Annotated in this window: 11 protein-coding genes; 6 read left to right on the top strand and 5 right to left on the bottom strand. The window is 67.2% G+C overall.

The window, feature by feature from the left end; translation table 11 throughout:
- Positions 1 to 9: 9 nt before the first annotated feature.
- Complete coding sequence (locus MLGJGCBP_RS04465; protein ID WP_268960726.1) at positions 10 to 6,291, top strand: amino acid adenylation domain-containing protein; 6,282 nt, start codon at positions 10 to 12, stop codon at positions 6,289 to 6,291.
- Positions 6,292 to 6,360: 69 nt separating this feature from the next.
- Here MLGJGCBP_RS04465 and MLGJGCBP_RS04470 read toward each other — a convergent pair whose 3' ends face one another.
- The 3 genes from MLGJGCBP_RS04470 to MLGJGCBP_RS04480 all read right to left on the bottom strand — a co-directional run bounded on the left by MLGJGCBP_RS04470 (position 6,361) and on the right by MLGJGCBP_RS04480 (position 11,045).
- A complete protein-coding gene (locus MLGJGCBP_RS04470) occupies positions 6,361 to 7,809 on the bottom strand; it encodes a dynamin family protein (RefSeq protein WP_160094202.1) in 1,449 nt (482 codons plus the stop codon).
- Positions 7,806 to 9,551 (bottom strand): dynamin family protein, encoded by a 1,746-nt coding sequence (locus MLGJGCBP_RS04475; protein ID WP_201452957.1) that lies wholly within the window; start codon positions 9,549 to 9,551, stop codon positions 7,806 to 7,808. Before MLGJGCBP_RS04475 ends, MLGJGCBP_RS04470 begins: the two co-directional genes overlap by 4 nt.
- A gap of 87 nt (positions 9,552 to 9,638) precedes the next feature.
- On the bottom strand, positions 9,639 to 11,045 hold the full coding sequence (locus tag MLGJGCBP_RS04480; RefSeq protein ID WP_160094203.1) for a hypothetical protein: 1,407 nt from the start codon (positions 11,043 to 11,045) through the stop codon (positions 9,639 to 9,641).
- Between the two features lie 224 nt (positions 11,046 to 11,269).
- Between MLGJGCBP_RS04480 and MLGJGCBP_RS04485 the strand changes: the two genes are divergently transcribed.
- Positions 11,270 to 12,814 carry an Hsp70 family protein gene (locus MLGJGCBP_RS04485; protein WP_236580917.1) on the top strand — a complete coding sequence of 515 codons (1,545 nt, stop codon included), beginning with the start codon at positions 11,270 to 11,272 and terminating at the stop codon, positions 12,812 to 12,814.
- 56 nt (positions 12,815 to 12,870) lie between these two features.
- Here the strand turns inward: MLGJGCBP_RS04485 and MLGJGCBP_RS04490 are convergent, their stop codons facing one another.
- Complete coding sequence (locus MLGJGCBP_RS04490; RefSeq protein ID WP_160094204.1) at positions 12,871 to 16,140, bottom strand: (Fe-S)-binding protein; 3,270 nt, start codon at positions 16,138 to 16,140, stop codon at positions 12,871 to 12,873.
- Positions 16,141 to 16,755: 615 nt separating this feature from the next.
- Between MLGJGCBP_RS04490 and MLGJGCBP_RS04495 the strand changes: the two genes are divergently transcribed.
- From MLGJGCBP_RS04495 to MLGJGCBP_RS04510, 4 genes are all read left to right on the top strand, one after another.
- Positions 16,756 to 17,166: a hypothetical protein gene (locus tag MLGJGCBP_RS04495; RefSeq protein WP_160094205.1), complete on the top strand. Its 411-nt coding sequence runs from the start codon at positions 16,756 to 16,758 to the stop codon at positions 17,164 to 17,166.
- Positions 17,167 to 17,457: 291 nt separating this feature from the next.
- A complete protein-coding gene (locus tag MLGJGCBP_RS04500) occupies positions 17,458 to 18,144 on the top strand; it encodes an ammonium transporter (RefSeq protein ID WP_160094206.1) in 687 nt (228 codons plus the stop codon).
- Between the two features lie 145 nt (positions 18,145 to 18,289).
- On the top strand, positions 18,290 to 18,811 hold the full coding sequence (locus tag MLGJGCBP_RS04505) for a hypothetical protein (RefSeq protein ID WP_236580918.1): 522 nt from the start codon (positions 18,290 to 18,292) through the stop codon (positions 18,809 to 18,811).
- Positions 18,808 to 19,272, top strand: coding sequence for a hypothetical protein (locus MLGJGCBP_RS04510; RefSeq protein ID WP_236580919.1), 465 nt, complete (start codon positions 18,808 to 18,810; stop codon positions 19,270 to 19,272). Before MLGJGCBP_RS04505 ends, MLGJGCBP_RS04510 begins: the two co-directional genes overlap by 4 nt.
- A gap of 140 nt (positions 19,273 to 19,412) precedes the next feature.
- On the opposite strand, the gene MLGJGCBP_RS04515 is transcribed toward MLGJGCBP_RS04510, so the two are convergent.
- Complete coding sequence (locus MLGJGCBP_RS04515; RefSeq protein WP_160094207.1) at positions 19,413 to 20,723, bottom strand: S1 family peptidase; 1,311 nt, start codon at positions 20,721 to 20,723, stop codon at positions 19,413 to 19,415.
- Positions 20,724 to 20,954: the final 231 nt, after the last annotated feature.

Below are 20,954 nucleotides of genomic sequence, written 5' to 3' on the forward strand. Positions count from 1 at the left end.
GATATCGCGATCGGGTCGCCGGTCGCGGGCCGTGGTGATGCGGCGTTGGACGATCTGGTGGGCATGTTCGTCAATACATTGGTACTGCGGGCCCATTGTGAGCCGAGTCGGTCGTTCGCGGAGCTGGTGGGACGGGTACGCGATTCGGACCTCGAGGCGTTCGGCAGGGCTGATGTGCCGTTCGAGCGGTTGGTAGAGAAGCTGAATCCCGTTCGTTCACAGTCTTTCTCGCCGCTATTTCAGGTGATGTTGGCGTTCCAGAATTTCGCGCCGTCGAGGGTGGAGCTGCCGGGTCTGACTGTCTCACCGGTGACGGTCGAGTGGGAGGCTGCGCAGTTCGACCTCTCGATGACTCTGAGCGAGTCGGCCGGGGGCGGATATGTGGGGAGGCTGTCGTACACGACGGACATCTTCGACTCGCCGACGGTGCGCAGCATCGCTGAGGCGTTCGTGCGGGTGCTCGACGCGGTCGTCGAGAATCCGTCCATCCCGGTGGGCGACATCGACTTGCTGGGTCCGGCCGAGCGGCAGCGGGTGCTCGCGGTTGCGGCCCCGGTGCCACTGCCTGTGCCGGCACGGACGTTGCCGGAGATTCTGGCGGCCGGCGTCGCGTCGAACCCCTCGGGTGTTGCGTTGACCTGCGGTGGCGTGGAGATGTCGTATTCGGACCTCGACTCCCGATCGAACCGGCTGGCCCGAGTGCTGATCTCGCGGGGTGTCGGTCCGGAGACGTTTGTCGCGCTGTCCTTCGCGCGATCCATCGAATCAGTGGTTGCGGTGTGGGCGGTCGCGAAGACGGGTGGCGGGTTCGTGCCGGTCGATCCGGCACTGCCGGTCGAGCGGATCGAGTACATGTTGGTCGATTCCGGGGCCGTGATCGGTCTTACCGGTGCCGACACCACATCGCCTCCGGGGAAGGTTGACTGGCTGGTACCCACCGCGGGCGAAGTGCAGGAACTGTGCAACGAGTTCTCGGCGGCAGAGATCACCGACGGCGAGCGCCGTGGGACGGTGGCGTTGTCCAATGCGGCCTACATGATCTACACGTCGGGTTCGACCGGGGTCCCGAAGGGTGTCGTCGTAACCCATGCCGGGCTGGCGTCGTTCTGTGCGGACGCCCGCCCCGAGCTGAACTTGACCGGCAACTCGCGGGTGCTGAGGTTCTCGTCGTCGAGCTTCGACGCGTCGGTGTTCGAGATGATCGCGGGGTTCAGTGCCGGAGCCACCCTGGTGGTCGCGCCACCCGAGATCATCGGTGGCGGCGAGCTCGCGGAGTTATTGCGCGTCGAGCGGGTCACCCACATCATCACGGCGCCGGCGGCTCTGGGGATCGTCGACCCGGACGGGCTCGACGAACTCCGGGCCGTGGTCGTCGGCGGAGACGTCTGCCCGCCGGAGTTGGTCGCGAGGTTCGCACCCTTCTGCCGCTTCTTCAACAGCTACGGTCCTACCGAGACCACCATCATCATCTCCATGACCGAGGCGCTCGCCCCGGAACAACGAATCACGATAGGCACCCCGATCGAGGGCGCCGGAGCGGTTGTCCTCGACGCGAGGCTGCATCCCTCTCCGGTCGGCGTGATCGGCGAACTGTATCTGTCGGGCAGTGGGCTCGCCCGCGGCTATCATGCCCGCGGTGCACTCACTGCAGCCCGATTCGTGGCCAATCCATTCGCGGGTGACGGCGAACTGATGTACCGCACAGGTGATCTGGTGCGGTGTACGAAAGACGGACGACTCGATTTCGTCGGGCGAATCGACTCACAGGTGCAATTGCGGGGTCTGCGGATCGAACTCGGTGAGATCGAGACAGCGCTGAGCAGGTGCGACGGAGTCGCACAGAGCGTCGTGGTCTTGCGTCACGATCCCCACACCGGCGAACAATTGGTGGGATACGTAGTGGCCGATACCAGCCTCGGCCTGGACCCGGAGGCGCTGCGCATCGTAGTGGGCGAGACGCTGCCGAATTACATGGTGCCCTCGCAGGTGATGGTCCTCGACGAGTTGCCGTTGAATCCCAGTGGGAAGCTCGACCGACGGGCATTGCCCGCGCCGTCGTTCGTCGTCCGGGAGTTTCGGGCGCCGACCACGCCGGTCGAGGAGGTCGTGGCGGGGATTTTCGCGGAGGTGCTCGGGCTCGAGCGGGTCGGTCTGGACGACGATTTCTTTGCGTTGGGTGGTAATTCGTTGGTTGCGACGCAGGTGGCGTCCCGGTTGGGTGCGGCGTTGGACACCCGTGTGCCGGTTCGGGTGATCTTCGAGGCGTCGACGGTCGCGGCGCTGGCGGTGCGGGCCGAGCAGCATGCTGGTGAGGGTGGGCGGCCGGCGTTGACGCGTCGGGTGCGGCCGGCGCGGATCCCGTTGTCGTTGGCGCAGCAGCGGATGTGGTTCCTCAACCAGTTCGACCCGGAGTCGGCGGCATACAACATTCCGCTTGTCGTCCGCCTGTCCGGTGAACTGGATGTGGCAGCGATACAGGCCTCGGTGCTCGACGTGTTTGCGCGGCACGAGGCGCTGCGCACGGTGTTCCCGGATTCGGACCACGGGCCGACACAGAACATCGTGCACGCGTCGGGAGTGTCGCTGGACCTGACGACGATTCCGGTCGAGGGCGAGGAAGAGCTGCGGATGCGGGTGGCTGCATTGCTCACGGCGGGATTCGACGTCACGGAGTCGGTGCCGGTGCGCGGGGCGCTGTACCGGGTGTCGACGTCCGAGCACGTCTTGGCGGTGGTGGTGCACCATATTTGCGCGGACGGCTTCTCGATGGGACCGATGGTCCGAGACATGCTGGTGGCATATGCCTCCCGGCACGCAGGACATGAGCCGTCCTGGGCGCCGATGCCGGTGCAGTATGCGGATTACGCGATGTGGCAGCGGGAGGTGCTGGGTTCGGAGGACGATCCGGGGTCGCTGATGGCGCAGCAGATCGCGTACTGGGCGGGTGCGTTGTCCGGGCTGCCGGATGCCATCGCGCTGCCGACCGACAGGCCACGGCCGCCGATGCGGACGGGCCTCGGTTCCAGCGTGGATTTCACCGTGCCGGCGACAACGGTGGCGCGTCTCGTGTCGCTGGCGCGAGACGCGGGTGCGACGCCGTTCATGGTGGTGCATGCGGCGTTGGCGGTGCTCTTGGCGAGGCTGAGTGGGTCGACCGATATCGCGATCGGCTCGCCGGTCGCCGGCCGTGGGGATGCGGCGTTGGACGATCTGGTGGGCATGTTCGTCAATACGTTGGTACTGCGGGCTCGGTATGAGCCGGGCGAATCATTCGCGGAGCTACTGGGGCGGGTGCGCCATGTCGATCTCGAGGCTTTCTCTCGAGCGGATGTTCCGTTCGAGCGATTGGTGGAAGAGTTGAATCCGATTCGGTCGCAGTCGTTCTCTCCGTTGTTCCAGGTGATGTTGGCGTTCCAGAATTTCAGTCGGCCCGCGGTGACGCTTCCGGGATTGACTGTCTCGCCGGTGGAGGTCGATCGGCAAGCGGTGCAGTTCGACCTGTCGATGACGGTGGGTGAGTCGGCGGACGGCGCGGATGGTTTCGTGGGACGGCTGGCCTACGCGACGGATGTTTTCGACAGCGCGACGGTGCGCGAGATCGCGGGGCGGTTCGTGCGAGTTCTCGAAGCGGTGGTGGATGATCCGATGATCCCGGTGGGCGACATCGCGATCGTCGAAGAGAACGAGCGGCGTCAGATGTTGCGCGAATGGAACATCACGGGGCACGACGTCCCGGAGGGACTGCTGCTCGACGGATTCGATGCGCAGGTGGCCCGAACACCGGACGCCATGGCGGTCGTGTATGACGACGAGTCGCTGTCGTACGCCGAGTTCGCTGCTTGGGTGAACCGATTGGCTCGCAGATTGATCGACGAGGGGGTGGGACCGGAGTCCGTGGTGGCCCTGGGGATGCGCCGGTCGCTGGAGTTGGTGACAGGGATCTACGCGGTGCTCCGAACCGGTGCCGCATTCGTGCCCTTGGACCCGGACCAACCCCCGGAACGCAACGACTACATCCTGGAAACCGCAGCACCCGTGTGTGTCCTGTCCACCTCCCGAGGCGGATTCGTCACGTCTCGGAATCGAGTGCTGAACATCGACACCCTGGACTTGTCGGCGTATTCGTCCGACCCGGTTGGGCAGTCCGAAGTCGTGGCATCCGCACGGCCGGACAATCTGGCGTACGTAATCTTTACTTCGGGATCGACCGGACGGCCCAAAGGTGTTGCGGTCAGCCACCGCGCGATTGTCAACCAAATGTCTTGGTTGGCTGCGGAATACGAGTTCGATGACTCCGATGTCGTGCTGCACAAGACGCCGGTGACGTTCGACGTATCGATGTGGGAACTACTGGTTCCGCCGGCCGTCGGTGCCCGGATGATCGTCGCGCGTCCCGACGGACATCGGGATCCGGACTATCTGCTGTCGCTGATGGAAGACGCCGGTATCACCGTGGCCGCGTTCGTACCGTCGATGTTGGCGGTGCTCCTGGCCGATCCCGAGGTGTGTCTACCGGATTCGTTGCGGTGTGTGTTTGCCGGTGGCGAAGAACTGCCGGTGGAAGTGTCCGCGCGATGGGCGTCGCGGTCGAATGCTCGTCTCGACAACAAGTACGGTCCCACCGAATGTGCGGTCACTGCGACGTCCCACCGATGCGACGGACTCGAGCGGGAATCGGTACCGATCGGTGCACCTGTATGGAACACCACCGCACTGGTCTTGGATCGACGACTCCACCCAGTGCCCATCGGGGTCGAAGGAGAGCTGTATCTGGCGGGTGTGCAGCTGTCACGCGGCTATCATCGCCGCCCGGGGTTGACGGCGGAGCGATTCGTGGCCGATCCGTTCGGGGTAGCAGGGACGCGTCTGTATCGGACGGGAGACGTGGTCAGGTGGAACCCACGCGGGCAGCTGGTGTATCTGGGTCGGTTGGACTCTCAGGTGAAGGTGCGTGGGCTGCGTATCGAGCTCGGCGAGATCGAGACCGCGCTGGTGGCACAGGAGTCGATCGCGCAGGCCGTTGTGATCGTGCACGATGGCGACTTCGGCCAGCAGCTGGTCGGGTATGTGGCCCCCGCGGGGGGTCGGTCGGTCGACGTGGAATCGGCCCGTGCCACGGCGGGCAGGTCGCTGCCCCGGTACATGGTGCCGGATGTACTGATGGTGCTCGACGAATTGCCTCTGACCGCGAGCGGCAAGCTCGATCGGAAGGCATTACCGGCCCCGGGGTTCACGAAGCGGGAGTTCCGGGCGCCGACGACGCGCGTCGAGCGTATCGTCACCGCGGCCTTCACCGACATTCTCGGTGTCGAACAGGTGGGGCTGGACGACGACTTCTTCGCGCTGGGCGGCAACTCCCTTCTCGCGCCCCGGATCGTCGCCCGATTGCAGCACGACCTGAGTGCGGCAGTCCCGTTGCAGTGGCTGTTTACCGATCCCAGCGTCGAAGCATTGGCCGCCCGGATCGAGAACGGAGCCACGGGTACGGCAGGGGAAGGGTTCGAGCCGCTGCTTCCGATCCGGGCGGACGGTGAAGCGGGGGCGCCGCTGTTTTGTATCCATCCCATCGTCGGTCTGTCGTGGTGCTACTCGGGGTTACGGCAGTACATCGACCCTGATCTGCCGATCTATGGGATCCAGAGTCCGTCGATTCTCGAGGACAGCTATCTTCCCGAGTCTCTCGATGACCTTGCGGACCGTTACGTCCGTGAGATCCGTAATATCCAGCCATCCGGTCCGTACCGACTGCTCGGCTGGTCACTCGGCGGTGTCATCGCACACGCGATGGCGGTCCGGATTCAGGCAGCCGGCGAGAGTGTGGAATTGCTGGCCATGATGGACAGCTTCGCCGGTGCAGGGGTGGCCGAGGAAGAGTCGGCCACGGATGTCTCGGTGAGTGAGCTGCTGGGTGGGTTCGGCATCGAAGGGACAGCAGTCGAGCGCATCGCCGACCCGAGCCTCGGCGGTCTCGCTGCCGCGTTGGCTGAAATGTTCGGGCACTCCGTAGCGCAGACGGAGAAGGTTGTGGGGCGGCTCGTGTCGACGGCAGACCGGAACTCGAGGTTGATGTCGGAGTACCGGCCTGCGCGCTTCGACGGAGACATAGTGTTTTTCACCGCGGCGGCCGAGGATGCCACCGGCGAGAGGGCGGCCCGCGGATGGGAGAACGCGGTCACGGGAGTGGTGCACAACCACGCCGTGGCAGTCACGCATTGGCAGATGACGTCACCTGACGCGCTTGCCGTCGCCGGCCCGATCTTGAACGAGGCACTGGGAGAACAAGCAACGTGATGGGTGACCCGGTCAGTTGCGGTCGCGGCGCTGTCGAAGCCGCCACCGAGGTCTGCACGCACCGGCCGGTCAGCGCGCGAGTAGGGCCTCGCAGGAACGCGCCGCACACGCGCAGGCCTGCACCGTCGCCGTGTCGATGGTCGGGCGTCCCGCCTGGGACCGCCAGAATCGCAGAGCCGTCAGCGCGACGCGTGAGATCTGCTCCGGGGCGGCGTCGGCGGGCATGCCGAGGCGCGTGTGCGGCGACATGCCCTCACCGCCGAGCACTCGCTCGAGCAGGACGACGTCCGAGTCCCGGAGCTGCAGACCAGTCGAGCGCAGGCCCGACAGCACCCGCAGTTCCCGGAACACGTGGGTGTCGGCGAGCAGGCGATCCGCCGCCCGGCTCAGGCTGCGACTCGCCGACGACGGGGTCCGGGCCAGCACGGCCTTGAGCGTCCGGAGCGCGGAGTGGGCCTTCAGTTCGGTGCTGCGCTGACCGAACTGCAGATGCAGCGTGCGGCGCAGGTCCTCGAGGCCGCTGTGCGCCGTCAACTCGCGGGCCAGCGCCGGCGCGTCGGTCGCGCCCGCGCGGATCAGCATGACCGCGAACCGGATACCGAACAGGCCGAAACTCTCGAGGAGGTCGCGCCGCGGCGCAGGCGGCAGCACGAGGTCGGTGTCCTCCGCCGTAAAGCGGGTGATCGAACGCAGCGCGGACTCGAGCACGCTGTCCGGAACGGTGGCGAGTACCGCCAGGTCGTCGAACTCGGTCTGACGCAGAGTGCGACCGCGCAGCGCGAGAAGTCCCGCCATGTGCAGCAGGCTGCGTTGCACCCGGCGACCCGCGTCGTCGGCGACGGCACGGGCCGCGTCGAGGGTGCGTTCGCGGCCGCCCTTCACCTCGTCGGCCCTCGACAGCACACCGACGATGCCCAGCGGGCCGGCCGCCGTGCCGACCCGCGTCTGCAACTGGTCGAGCAACCGCACGTCCGCGCCGTCGGTGCCCCGGGTCAGGTAGACGACGGCGTCGACGTCGCACGGCCCGTCCTCGGGGAGGAGCAGCGCCCGGGTCCGCGCCGACACGTCCCGCGAATTCGACGACGTTCCCGGTGTGTCGACGAGTGTGAACTCGCCGAGCAACGCAGACGGCCACCCCACCTGCAGCCGCTCGACCCGATCCGCGGTCACCGTGCCCAGGTCCAGCGACAGCCTGCCCTCGTCCCGGTGCACGGGCAGTCGCGTCCGGCGTCCGGAGTCGTGCGTGAGATCGATGCGCGGCGTCGCGGACTGCTCGAACCAGGTGACCACCCGGGTGCACTCTGTGGCGTCGGTGGGTGCGATCTCCTCGCCGACGAGGGCGTTCAGCAGCGTCGATTTGCCGGCCTTCAGCGTGCCGGTGAGCGCGACGCGGAGTGGCTCCTCGAGGCGGGCGCCGCAGTGCCGGAGTTCTTCGCCGGTGGCAGGGTCGTTGCGCAGTTCGTGCCGGGCGGCGTCGATCAACTGCCGGGTCTGGGAGCCCAGACGAGTGACGCTCATACCGCCACCTTCCCCGCGAATCCGGCGGCCTGCATTCGGATCTGCCGCAACGTGTCGAGTTCAGTGCGGATCTGCGCCGACCGCGTAGCACGGTGATCGTCGTGCATCTTCGACGCCTCCGTCGCCGCACGCAGCGAATCGTCGACAGAACGGAGCATCTCGTTCGCCAGGTCGGTGAAGTGGTCGCGCAGGACGCGTTGCACCTCCCGCAGCCGCTGCTTCGATTCCTTCCCCACCTGGAAGATCACGTCGTCCATCAGCCTCGACACCGCCACCTTCGCCTCCGCCTGCCTGCGGGCGGTGCGCGCCTTGCGGTCCTCGCGATACGTGTTGGCGCCGAGCAGCACTCCCGCGCCGATCGAGAACGGGTTCACCAATGCCAGGCCGGCCAGGCTCGTGACGAGACCGACCATCAACACACCGCCGTACGACCCGCGCATGCTGGACAGGACACGCTGCGTGAAACCCTGCGCGCTCTCCAGGGATTCGAGCGTATTCACGGGTTCGAGCACGTGATCCACATTGTCGATGCGCAGGGCGGGAACCGGGACCTTGCCGTCCTCGGCGAAGCGCCCCGCGACCGACAGCGCGAGGGCCTGCGAACGGGTGTGGGCCATCACGAAGTTCTCCCTCACACACGTCGCGATTTCGCCGTCGAGCCAGGATCCGAACTCCTCCCACCGCGGTGCGGGATCGGACTTGCCGATGTCCTCCTCCGCCGCGCGGATGACGGTGCGCAGACGATGACGTAGGTCGTGCTCGATGTCCGTCATCAATTCGATCGCGCCGTCGGCCAGCGTGTACTGCCAGTTCGCGGATCGCTGCCGGAGCTGATCCGCCGCCGCGCGGGCCCGGGTCATCTGTTCGACGAGTGCGGCGCCGCGCTGCGGATCACGCAACGTGTCCAGTTCGGCGCTCAGCGACAGCGACAGGTGGTCGGTGACGGTCCGAACGTCGGCGATCACCGAATTACGAAGCACCACATCCGCTTTCGCGACCACCTGGGTGCGAAGATAGTCGACCAGCTGCGGAATGCCGGATTCGACGTCGAGCGCATCGTCGCCCGCCTCGAGAGCGTCCGCGTGCATCATCGCGGACACCGGCAGCAGTGGCAGCGCGAGATCCGCATTCTGCAAGTGGGTGCGGTTGGCCTTCTGGATGTCTGCCCACCGCGGATAGAAGTCGATCTTGTTGACGACGCAGATCACCATCGGGCACAGCTTGTGCACCTGCGTCAGCAGGGCGACCTCGGGTTCGGTGTATTCCTGACTCGCATCGGAAACGAACAGCACCGCATCCGCCGTGGGGACCAGTGCCAGCGTGTCCGCCGCGCGGGCCGGCGCGTGACCGGAGAAACCGGGCGTGTCGACCAGCACCAGACCCTCCGCGAGCAGGTCGTGGGGGAGGGTGACCGTCGAATCCGGATCCGCCGCGACGGGCCCGTACTCGACGACCACCGGCTCCTGCCGCGACCGTGCCGCCGCCGACACGTCCGCGTCGACGAGCGCGCCCGCCACGGAACTGACACCCTTGTCGGTCAGACCGAGCACCACCACCCGCGTCCGCGGATCGGCGAGACGAGACTCGGTGTGCGACAGCCGGGTCAGGAGATCGCCGCGACCCGCAGTCCGGGTCAGCGCCGCCAACCGCGACAGCAGCGCCGTCATCGACGCAGCGGTCTCGGCGGGAAGATTCGGGCGCATAGGGGCGTTGGCGGCTGAGGATTCGAGGGTGGCGTTCATGATCTCCGCAAGAGTCGGTGACGGGCATTCGAGAGAGGGGGGTGGCGGGACCGCTGCAGGGGAGTGGGCGGTCCCGCCACGTCGAGGTCAGAACACGTGCTGGTCGACGGTCGTCGTCGCAGCCAGGCTCTGATCGTGGGTGTCGAGCGTGCTGCCGGAATCGGCCGTCAACCCTGACGAGAGACTCGTCGCGTCCAGCGATGTGCTTGAGTCGTATGCGCTGCTCGAGTCGTACGAGGTGCTCGAGTCGTACGAGGTGGTGGTGTCGAACGTCGTCGCGGTGTCAGTCGTTGTGGTGTCGGTCGTTGCAGTGTCATGGCTGAGTCCGGTGTCCGACGTCGAGTTCGTGAGCGTGCTGACCGCGGACGTGTGGTCCGCCGACGAGAGATCACTGCTCGCCGTCGTGGTGGTGGTCGCGGTGGACTGGGTGGCCGCTTGGGACTCGCCGAGGTCGGCGGCGGGTGCTGTGGCCGTGGTTGTCGTTGCCGTCTCGGTTCGGCCGAGATCCGCGGTGGGTGCCGTCGCGTTCTGCGTGGCGGTGTCGGTCTGGGCGGCGTTGGTCGGGGTGGTGTCCGTCGACGCTGCTCGCGCTCCCTCGTCGCCGGTGACCGAGGCAGTCTCCGCACCCCGCGTGCTCTGCTGGTCCGTAACCTGATTCTGAGTCTGAGTCTGAGTCTGATTCCTGTCCGTGTCGGACGTCGTCGTCGCCGAGACAGGTTCGATGTTCGTCTGCCGGATCGTCGTGTCGAGAGGGTGCGAGGTCACCGCCGCATCGGAATGCGTCGACACCGGGGTCGCCGTGATCGGCTGGGCCGCGGACGTCGTCGTTGCGGGCGCCGCACTCGTCGCCGGACCGGCCGCGGCGGGCTGCACGGCCGACGACGTCTGCGCAGACACCGACGTGGGTGCCAGAGTCGACGGCTGCGTCGCAACCGGGTTGCCCTGACCGAATGCCGGCTGAGACGCGGACGCGCCGCCCGAGTTCACGGCCGACTCGCCGCGGCCCGGGTTGCCGAACGACGTCGATGGTCCGGCCTGCACGTTCTCGTGGGCCGCGACATTGTTGCCGTCGGTACGTCCGTCGTGGTTGGTTGTGCTGTCGTTCTCGCGGGCCTGGTTGCCGGGCGCGGTGTGGCCGGTGTCGGTGGTGTGGTGGCCGGTGTTGTCCTGGTGGCCGGCGTTGCCCTGGTGGTTGGTCTCGTCGCGGCCGTTGTTTTGATCACTGGTGTTCTCGAACCCGCGACTGTCGTTGTCGCGGGGGCCGTCAGTCTGATGCGAATTCTGTTGCTGCTCACCGTGCTGAGCAGGGTGCTCGCCGGTCGGGTTCGTGGGGCGGAGGTCGCGCAGGAGCCCGTCGAGTCCGTCGCGCAGTAGGTCCGCCGCATGGGGCGCGCCGCCCAGGTCGGGCTGCGGTGCCCGTGCGTCGATCGCGGCGTGCGGGGCGCGGACGTCGTGGTCGAGGACAGCCGACGGGTGGATTTCGCTTCTCGTCATGAGTGCTCCTTCATCTCGGGTTTGCCCCTTCGAGGCGACTGCCGACGACGTTATGGACCATTCCTGGGAAGACCATGGGAGGACGCTGCACCTTCGCTAGGGGCGTGCGCCTCCACGCACACAGGAACATCGCAGGAAGTGCACAGCGGTCGGTACAGGAAAGCGGTCTAGCGTTTCGACCGGCAGGAAATCCGCCTGCGGTACCACGGAATGGAGATCACGACATGCGGACATCGATGGGGATCAGTATGGGTTCCGACTCGTTCGTGTCCGCACAGATGCACGGTGAATCGCAGGCGCACCACGAGCACGATGGATTCACGGTGGTGCGGCACGCCGCCGAACTCGCGCTGTCATCCAGCAGCGCACCGAGGCTCGGGCCGCACCGTGCAGGGTCGCTTCCTCAGGGCAGCATCGTCTTTCGTGACTTCATCGACAGAGTCGGTGACCCGGTTCCGGTGATCGGCGACGACGGGACCCGCACCCCGGCCGCGCAGTTGGTGACCACCGCGCTCGACTGTCTGATCCGCGGCCGCACCCCGGAACCCGACCATGTGGTGGTCGCGGCCCCGGCGGGCTGGTCGGGATACGCGGTGGAGGAACTCGAGGACGAGATCCGCCGCTGGGGTCTGCTGCAGAACCGCACCGTCACCGCGATCCCCGAAACCACTGCGGCACTCACGTGGGTCGCCCGGGTCGAGAAACTCGACGACTACGACACAGTGCTGCTGTGCGACGTCGGAGCCCACTCCCTCGACCTGACCGTGGCCACCAGGCGCGGCGCCGAATTCGGTGTGCGCCCATCGACGCGGAGCACCGACTTCAGCGGAGACCACGCCGACCGATTGCTGATGGGGCATGTGGTCGCGCTGGTACAGAACGCGGACCCGGACTTCGACGTCGACGATCCCACTCACCGCGGTGCGCTGGCCGAACTCGCGGCCCGTTGCCGGATCGTGAAGGAGCGGCTGTCGCAGGACACGTCCGCCGTGGTGACCGTCGAGCTTCCCGGCATCCGACGCCAGATACGTGTCATGCGTTCCGAATTCGAGGACGTCATCCGTGGCTCACTCACCCACGCTGCGAACGCGGTGGCACGTGAACTCGAACGACTCTCCGAGACCGGCACCCCCGTCGACGCCGTCGTCCTCCTCGGCGGCGGAGCGGCGGTTCCGCTCGTGACCGAACTGCTGTCGACTGCCGTGGACGTCCCCCTCGTCGTCTCGCCGGAACCGGCGACGGCGTCCGCCCGCGGCGCGGCGGTGATCGCCGAGCGGGCATCGCTCCGGCAGTCGGGTTCCCGGGTGATGTCGGCGCCGGGACCGCGGGTGCAGCCGCCGGCGCCGCCGCGACCGATCGAGGCGGCAACGTCGCGTGTACTGCCTCCCTCCGCATCCGCCGGAGTGCCGACCAGGCCCGTTTCCCCGCCCGCACCGGCTGTCACACAAACCATCGATCCGGTCAGGAAGGCGCCGAAGTCGGGGATCCGGGGCTGGATGGTCGCGGCGAGTGTCGCCGCTCTCGTCCTCCTGGGCGGCGGCGCGGCAGCGACCCAACTGATCGGCCAGGACGACACGCCCTCTGCAACGACGACCACCACCTCGTCCGTCGAACAGGCATCGTCCGCCGACCAGTCCGCGCAGGACGACACCGCGGGGGACGACACCGCGGGGAATGACACGGCGCAGGAATACACCGTGCAGAACCCGGCGCCCGCTCAGCCGATGGGCGGCGGAGGGCTGGGACGCGGTGGCGCCGGGCCGCGGTAGAAAACAGCGACGCCCCCACCGTGATCGGTGGGGGCGTCGCTGGTCACTGCTGTCGGCTAGCTCTTCCGGCCCGGTGCCTTCGCGCCGGCCTTGAAACCGAGCCCACCGGGCTTGGCCTGCGGCGGGGCCTGCGCCGTCTCCGGTGCCTTGCCGTTGGACCCGTCGCCGTTCGACTCCTCTACCTTCGGAGCCTCGGCCGCGGGTGCTTCGGCTTTCGGTGCCTCGGCCGGGGGTGCTTCAGCCGGGGAAGCCTCGGGCGCCTCGGCCTTCGGTGCTGCGGCCTTGGGAGCCGCGGACTTGCGGGCTCCGGGAGCCTTGGCACCGCTCTTGAAACCGAGTCCACCGGCCTTCGCCACCGGAGGAGCCTTCGGAGCCTCGGCTGCGGGAGCTTCCGAGGCGGAGGAGGTGTCGACGACCTCCGGTTCGGCAGCCGGGGGTGCGGCAGCCTCGGCTGCGGCGACCGCCGGCTCGGCCGGGGCAGCTTTCGCTCCGGGAGCCTTCGCCTTGCCCTTCATCTGCAGGCCCTTGCCCGGTGCCTTGGCGCCGGACGCGAGTCCGAGCCCCTTCGGCTTCGCTGCGGGTGCGTCCTGAGCGGGCGTTTCGGCGGCGGGAGCCTCAGCGGCCGGTGCGTCGGCTGCCGGAGCGGCGGTCTTCGCGCCGGGAGCCTTGGCGGCACCCTTCATCTGCAGACCCTTGCCGCCCGGTGCCTTGGCGCCGCCGGCGAGTCCGAGGCCCTTCGGCTTGGGTGCCTCCGCTGCCGGAGCCTCGGAGCTTGCGTCAGCCGCCGCAGCGGGAGCAGCCTTCTTGGCGCCGGGAGCCTTCGCCCCGCCTGCCATGCCGAGCCCCTTGCCGCCGGGAGCCTTCGCCCCGCCCGCCATGCCGGGACCGGGTGCTTTCGCGCCGGGTGCCTTGGCGCCGGGGGCCTTCGCTCCGGGTGCCTTGGCCAGGCCCTTCATCGCCAGGCCCTTGCCCGCGGGAGCTTCCGTGGCGGCCGGAGTCGCGGCGGCCTCCTCGACCTCTTCGACGCGTTCCTTCTCGACCACCGCGGCCTTGGCCTCGGTTGCCACCGGTTCGGCCGGCTTCTCGCGGGGGACGACCTTGATGTTCTCGGTCAGCTTCTCCGGCTCGAGACGCGTGATGGACGAGAGCATCAGCTGGGCGACGTCGACGACCTCGACACCCTCACCCTGGCCGGACTCCTGGCGAGCCGTGACACCGTCGGTGAGCATGACGCGGCAGAACGGGCAGCCGGTCGCGATCTTCTTCGGATCCGTGCTGAGCGCCTCGTCGACCCGGTCGATGTTGATGCGCTTGCCGATGTTCTCTTCCATCCACATGCGGGCACCACCGGCACCACAGCACATGGACCGTTCGCCGTGCCGGGGCATTTCCTTCAGCTTCGCGCCGGAGGCTTCCATCAGCTCGCGGGGAGCGTCGTAGACCTTGTTGTGGCGGCCGAGGAAGCAGGGGTCGTGGTAGGTGATGTCCTCACCGACGGAGGCGACCGGAATCAGCTTCTTCTGGCGGACCAGGCGGTTGAGCAGCTGAGTGTGGTGCACCACCTCGTAGTCACCGCCGACCTCCGGGTACTCGTTGCCGAGCGCGTTGAAGCAGTGGGCGCAGGTGACGACGATCTTGCGCTTGCGCTGCTCGACGCCGTCGAAGACCGAGTTCAGCAACTCGATGTTCTGCATGGCGAGCTGCTGGAACAGGAATTCGTTGCCGGCGCGGCGAGCGGAGTCACCGGTGCACGTCTCGTCGGCGCCGAGCACCATGAACTTCACGCCTGCGGTGGCGAGGAGTTCGGCGACGGCCTTCGTGGTCTTCTTGGCCCGGTCCTCGTAGGCGCCGGCGCAGCCGACCCAGAAGAGGTACTCGTAGTCCTCGAAGCTGTCGGCATCCTGGCCGAACACGGGGATCTCGAAGTCCATCTCGCTGATCCAGTTGAGACGGTCCTTGGAGTTCTGACCCCACGGGTTGCCCTTGTTCTCGAGGTTCTTGAACAGGCCCGCGAGCTCGGACGGGAACTCCGATTCGATCAGCACCTGGTAGCGGCGCATGTCGATGATGTGGTCGACGTGCTCGATGTCGACGGGGCACTGCTCGACACATGCGCCACAGTTGGTGCAGCTCCACAGCGTCTCGGCGTCGATGACCGGGGCCAGCTCGCCTTCGACGGTCTCGCCGACCAGCTTGCGCTCGGCCTCCTGGCGGGCCGCCTCGGGGATCGCCGCCAGCTTGGCGTCGTCGACGGCGCCCTCGCCGTTCACCAGGCCGACCTCGTCACCGCCCATGTCCTTGCGACCACCGGCGAGCAGGTACGGAGCCTTGGCGTAACCGTGGTCGCGCAGCGACGTGATGAGCAGCTTCGGGGACAGCGGCTTACCGGTGTTCCATGCGGGGCACTGCGACTGGCAGCGTCCGCACTCGGTGCAGGTGGTGAAGTCGAGCCAGCCCTTCCACGAGAAGTCCTCGATGTTGCCGGCGCCGAACGTGTCGGTGTCGGGATCGGCGTCCTCCATGTTGATGGGCTTGCCACCGGACATCATGGGCTTGGCGGCACCGAGTGCGACGTCGCCGTCGTCCTCACGCTTGAAGTAGATGTTCGCGAATGCCGCGAACCGGTGCCACGCGACACCCCAGGTGATGTTGCGGCCGACGACGTAGAGCCAGATCATGCCCGACATCAGCTTGACGAAGGCGAAGAACGCAACCATGTTCGGGCTCGCGGGAAGAAGCTTCGCGAGGTTCATCGTGAAGAAGTCGGTCCACGGGTTGGAGTGGCCGTAGGTGGCGATCTTCCCGGCCTTCACGAAGATCATGCCGAGGCCCTCGATGAGGACGACGGCCTCGACGAAGTACGCGGCCTTGAAGTCGGAGCCACCGAAACGGGACAGCCGCGCGGGCACGCGGGGGTGGTTGAGCTGGCGGATGACGATCAGCGTGGTGATACCGATGACCGTGCCGAGGCCGAGAATCTCGTCGACGAAGTGGTAGACGGCGGTGTTACCGACCAGCGGCCAGTGGAACTCCGGGTCGAACGTCTGGCCGTACGCCTCGAACCACACGACGGCTCCGAGCATGAAGCCGACCATGACCAGCCAGTGGGCCCAGCCGACGGTGCGGAACTTGCTCATGCGCGTGTGGGCGATGAACTCGACACACATCTGCTTGAAGCGCGGGAAGAAGGGGCGCCATCGATCCGGGGCCGACTGGCCGATCCGGACGACGTTGACCATCTTCAATGCGCCTGTGATGAAGGAGAACCAACATACGAGGCTCAGCAGCACGCCGATGGTGCCCAACGTGATCGTCAGGGCATTCATGTCGCGGCCTTTCGTTTCAGGGCGGCAGGGCGGCCACCTCGGGACTGCTCGTGATCCTAACGCTTGCTAAGTTACCCACTGGTAACTTATTGAGCCTACCTGTGGGTAACTTACCGGGCTCAAGCGGGATATCTGCAGCTGGGGCGCCGATGAGGCATGTGGTGCATGCCACAACCGGACTTTCTGTTCGCCACGTTAAAGGGTCGAATTTGCGGCGTTCACCCAAGGTCGCCCTAACTTCGGCCGACGGCCTCGCGGGGCTGCCCGACAGCCCCCGGTGGACCGCTCCAGTTGCAGTTTTCGTCACGAATTCGCCGCGGTTGCGTTGCGGTCGGATAACGGCGGCAACTGTCCTGTGCGCTCCTGTTGATGCCGCTCGGAATTCGTCTCGTGTGACGCCGTTCATGGCTCGTAATTCGCGTGAATTGCATGCATGCGCATCACTACTGATCGGCAACTTGCGCGCTCGATGACTTTTTCGTCAATGGGCACCGACCGTGATTCCGCTGTTGGCCGAGCGTGTTTTCCGGCCCTGGCGAGCGGTCGAACCGGGGCCGCGCGGTGCACGTCGATCACATCGGTACTTCGTCGCGTCTGTCCTGAAATGATGCATCAATGATCGTGAGAAGAGCTGTAGTCACGGCGGGCGCCCGCGGACGCGCCATGGGTCTTGCTGCCGGAGATTCCCACGCAAGGTCGGCGGCGGCACCCGCCGTTCTCCCGCTGCCGTTCCACGACGTCGCGTCCCGCGAGGAGAACGACAGGGCGTTCGGCCAGTTCGGTGCGCAGGTGGGTATCCTCGTCACGGTCGGCAGTCTGGTCGGAACCATTGCTGGAGCCGGAATCGGTTGTATCGCAACACTTCCTGCCGGATGTGTGCCCGGTCTCGTGACCGGAGCGGGTATCGGTGGGGTCATCGGAACGATCGTCGCCGGCGGTCCCACTCTTGGTGTCAGTACATACCAGTTGTGGGAGACGTACAACGCCGCCCCTGGGACGTCGATCTACGTCGACCGGGACGAGTAGAACCCTCGCCTCAGTCGTCCGGCCCCGTCATGTCTCACGCGGCGGGGCCGAGTCGTGTGCGGCCGGTCTCCACGAAAAACCGACCGGTTCCCCGCTTTGCGTGGGAATAACACATGGATGATTGGTCTCATTCTTGGAAGACGATCTCGGCGCCGTTCCGGGTGCAATGGCTATAGCCCTTCCCCGGCGAGTTTAGGAGCGCTTTTTCTCAAGTCGAACCTCAATTGGGATCTGTCACAGCAGCAAGTTACTGTTTAGCAGCGGATGGGGTCGAGACCTTAAGGGGATGGAATGAAGTTGCGTCGTTTCGTTACGACTTCGGCACTTTTGGTGGGTGTGCTCGCGACCGGATCCGGGGTGGCGATCGCGGAACCCGTGGCCGAGCCCGGCGCCGACATCGGATACGAGGCCCACATCGAAGACCGCACGGTCGTGACCACGATCGATGCCGGCGCGTTCGCGCTCGCTTCGGACGGGAAGGCCGTCGAGATCAAGGATGCTGGTGGGGCAACTGTTGTTTCGCTCCCGCTCGCGTACCGGTTCGACGGATTGCAGTTCCCCTTCGAAGAAGAAATCACCGAGGACGGAAAGACGCTGCGCCTGACACCAAGCGTCGACAAGGCCGCGGCAACGCCGGTCGCGCCCGAGGACAAGATCACGCCGATTGCGCTGCACGACGTGGCGTCGATCGACGAGAACACCAGGGCACAGTCGGCGTTTCAGCAGCAGCTCGGCATCGCCACGACGGTCGGCAGCCTCGGTGGCACCATCGTGGGCGGAATCCTGGGATTCGCCGTCGGCTGCGCGGTCGGGACGCCGGTCGCGATCTTCGGATGCCTGCCGTTCGGTGTGACGGGCGCGGGAATCGGTGCGGTTCTCGGCACGATCGTCGTGGGTGGCCCCACGCTGGCCATTGCCGGTATCGACTTGATCAACACGCTGAACGCACCGCCCGGCACGACGAAGTGGGTGAAGTAGCCGCCCGGCTGCACTACCCCTGACGCCGCCCGTCGTCCTTCCGGAGGCGGGCGGTTCGTCGTAGTATGCACTTTCTGAAAGTGAACCTCGTCACAGCGGCGGAGCCGGCCTGCCAGCGATCAATGCCGCGCACGACACCGTCGACGTGGTCGACGACAGTGGCCGCGTCGTCGCGTCCATTCCCACGTTCTTCCGGGTCGACGACCTGCAGCATCCGTTCTCTGTCGCGGTCGACGAGTCCGCGCGCGTCCTGCGACTCGTCCCGAACATGGATCCGTCGGCAGCGACCCCCGTCCCGGTGTCGGAGCGGATCACCCTCGACGACGTGGCCGCACCGCAGGACAAGCAGGAACGCGACGACCGCGCGCTCGACGACTTCCAGCAGCAACTCGGCATCACGAGTGCGATCACCGCGATCGTCGCCGCCATCATCGGCGGGGCCATCGGCTGTGCGATCGGCATCATCCCCGGGACGGCTGCCCTGGTGATACCGTTCCTCGGCCTCGCCGGGCCGGTGGCAGGGTGCATCGGAGGTGCGCTGATCGTCGCGCCCGTCGTCGCGCTCGCGGGCACCATCGTGGTCGGCGGCGGCGCCCTGGTCGTCCTCGGCATCCAGCACTTGAACACGATAAATAGCCCGTTCGTCGCACCGGAACCCACGGCATGAGCGGCCGGTTCGCACGGAATATGCGGGCCCTCACCGGAGCGGCGGTCCTCGTCGTCGCGGCGCTCGGTATCTCTGCCGGGACCGCACACGCGGCCCCGCTGGCCCAGCAGGAATCTGCCGACATCGGCTACGAGGCCCGCGCCGAGGGCACGTCCGTGATCACGTCGATCGACGCGGGCGCCTTCCGGGTCACCGACACCCGTGACGCGGCGCTGATCGGCGGCCTGATCTTCGGTGTCATCTTCGGTGTCGTCGGGCTCGCGGTCGGGTGCGGACTGTTCGCCGTGACCGTAGTCGGCACGCCGGTCGGCTGCCTCGGCGGACTGCTGGCCGGATTCGCCGCCGGCGGGCTGGCCGGAACCATCTTCGTCGGCGGTGCCGCGCTGGTGATCCTCGGAATCCAGTACCTCGTCACCGTCAACACCCCGTTCGTCCCGCCCGCGCCCGAACCCACCGCCTGATCGGTAGCCACCGCGAAATGGTGTGTGGCCCTGCGGGGGTCGCCGGCGCCACAATGACGCAAGACAAGTCGTGATCCGCCACAGACGACTACGGCCCGCCTCCCTTCCGGGAAGCGGGCCGTCGTCGTCGGTGGGGTGCGTTACGAGGTGCGCACGCGCAGACCCGGGTTCTCCGCCAGCACCTCGTTGATCGGCGTCGCGAACAACTCAGGGCTCTCGCCGAGGACGAACGTGACGACGTCCGCGACCTGGCAGATCGGGTACTGCCCGACGTTGGAGGCGCTGGAGATGCCCAGTGCCAACGTGCCGGTCACGATGGTGCCGCCGCTGTCGCCCTGCAGGGCGCACATGCTCGTCGAGAAACTGTCGGCCAGCGTGCGCTCACCGACCGCGACGGTCTGCGCGACGGACGTGACACGACCACACGTGAAGCCGGTCGTCAGACCCGACTTGCACACCGGGGCGCCGACGATCGGGTCGGCGGTTCCGGTGATCGCGACCGGCGCCGCACCGGGCACCCGGACGCCGTTGTTCTCGAACCGTCGGGCGGCGTCGTCGTCGGCCCGGATGATCGAGTAGTCGTGAATGTCCAGGCTGGTCTTGGCGAACGTGCCGATCCGCGGACCGGTGCCACCCTGGACCAGGGAGAACGCCTCGGACGCCTCCGAGGTGCCTGCAGCGCCCCGGTTGGGGTCGCAGTGCCCTGCCGTGATGTTCACGGGCCGGCCCGAGCCGTCGGTGCCGTTGAATCCGAGCGAGCAGCGCAGCCCGACTCCGCCACCGAGCGAGCCGTACGCGTCGCCGCCCAGCAGGGCGTCGGCGGGCAGCGGTTCCGCGATGGGGGTGAGGTCGGTGGAGGGCAGCGGAGCGGCCGTCGCAGGCGACTGCACGACGCGGGCGCCCTTCAGGAAGTCCGGAAGCTGCAACCCGCCCACGTTGTCGGCGCGGAGCACGAGGTCGTTGTTGACGATGTCGATGGCGACGCCGCGAACGAGATCGGCTACGGCGGGCGGCTGGGTGTCCAGCCACCCGCCGAGCGACTTCACCTGCGCCTGCAGGCTGCTCTCGCTCTGTGCCACATCCTTCACCTCGAAGCCCGCCTTGTCGGCTGCGGCGACGGCGGCCTCCTTGTCGGCGCCGTCGGCGAGCCCGACGATCGGGGTGCCTGCGTTGTCGAGCCACGTTCCGGCGAAGGCGTCCGGGAACTGGGTGCGGGCGATCTTCGCGAACTCGGCCAGCTTCTGGCCCAGCTCGGCGTGCTCCAGGTACTGGTCCGGGCTCAGCGACAGATCACGCGAAATTGCGTCGATCAGTTCCGCGGGAAGCTTGGCGGCCTGGCCGGACACTCCCGGCTCGACCGGATCGGCCTGAGCAGAGGCGGTGACCGGACCGAGGAGCAGCAGCGCGGCGGAGCCGAACACGGCGGCACGACGTGCGATGGAGCTTCGCATGGGGGCCTTTCTATGTTGTTTGTTCGCAGTTGCCTCGCGGGCGCACGCGAATACGACCCCCCTGACGGGTAAGGCCGTACACAGTCGGAGTCGACTATATGGGTTCGCCCCGTCTATTCCCACCTGTAACACTCTCGGCGGACGACGCAGCTGGACAAAGCGGACACCGGGGCCGCCGGTACGCGTCTGCCGTGCACACACCTGCGCCCGGTGTCCGTGACGAAACGGGCA

Origin of the sequence: Rhodococcus sp. T7, assembly GCF_009872365.1 — a bacterium.
Taxonomy (GTDB): Bacteria; Actinomycetota; Actinomycetes; order Mycobacteriales; family Mycobacteriaceae; genus Rhodococcus_F.

Bases quoted from the DNA above. Each gene is read 5' to 3' on its own strand.
- MLGJGCBP_RS04495 (WP_160094205.1), top strand. From the start codon at position 16,756: ATGATCGTGAGAAGAGCTGTAGTCACGGCGGGCGCCCGCGGACGCGCC.
- MLGJGCBP_RS04500 (WP_160094206.1), top strand. From the start codon at position 17,458: ATGAAGTTGCGTCGTTTCGTTACGACTTCGGCACTTTTGGTGGGTGTG.
- MLGJGCBP_RS04485 (WP_236580917.1), top strand. From the start codon at position 11,270: ATGCGGACATCGATGGGGATCAGTATGGGTTCCGACTCGTTCGTGTCC.
- MLGJGCBP_RS04475 (WP_201452957.1), bottom strand. From the start codon at position 9,551: ATGAACGCCACCCTCGAATCCTCAGCCGCCAACGCCCCTATGCGCCCG.
- MLGJGCBP_RS04510 (WP_236580919.1), top strand. From the start codon at position 18,808: ATGAGCGGCCGGTTCGCACGGAATATGCGGGCCCTCACCGGAGCGGCG.
- MLGJGCBP_RS04480 (WP_160094203.1), bottom strand. From the start codon at position 11,045: ATGACGAGAAGCGAAATCCACCCGTCGGCTGTCCTCGACCACGACGTC.
- MLGJGCBP_RS04515 (WP_160094207.1), bottom strand. From the start codon at position 20,723: ATGCGAAGCTCCATCGCACGTCGTGCCGCCGTGTTCGGCTCCGCCGCG.
- MLGJGCBP_RS04470 (WP_160094202.1), bottom strand. From the start codon at position 7,809: ATGAGCGTCACTCGTCTGGGCTCCCAGACCCGGCAGTTGATCGACGCC.
- MLGJGCBP_RS04490 (WP_160094204.1), bottom strand. From the start codon at position 16,140: ATGAATGCCCTGACGATCACGTTGGGCACCATCGGCGTGCTGCTGAGC.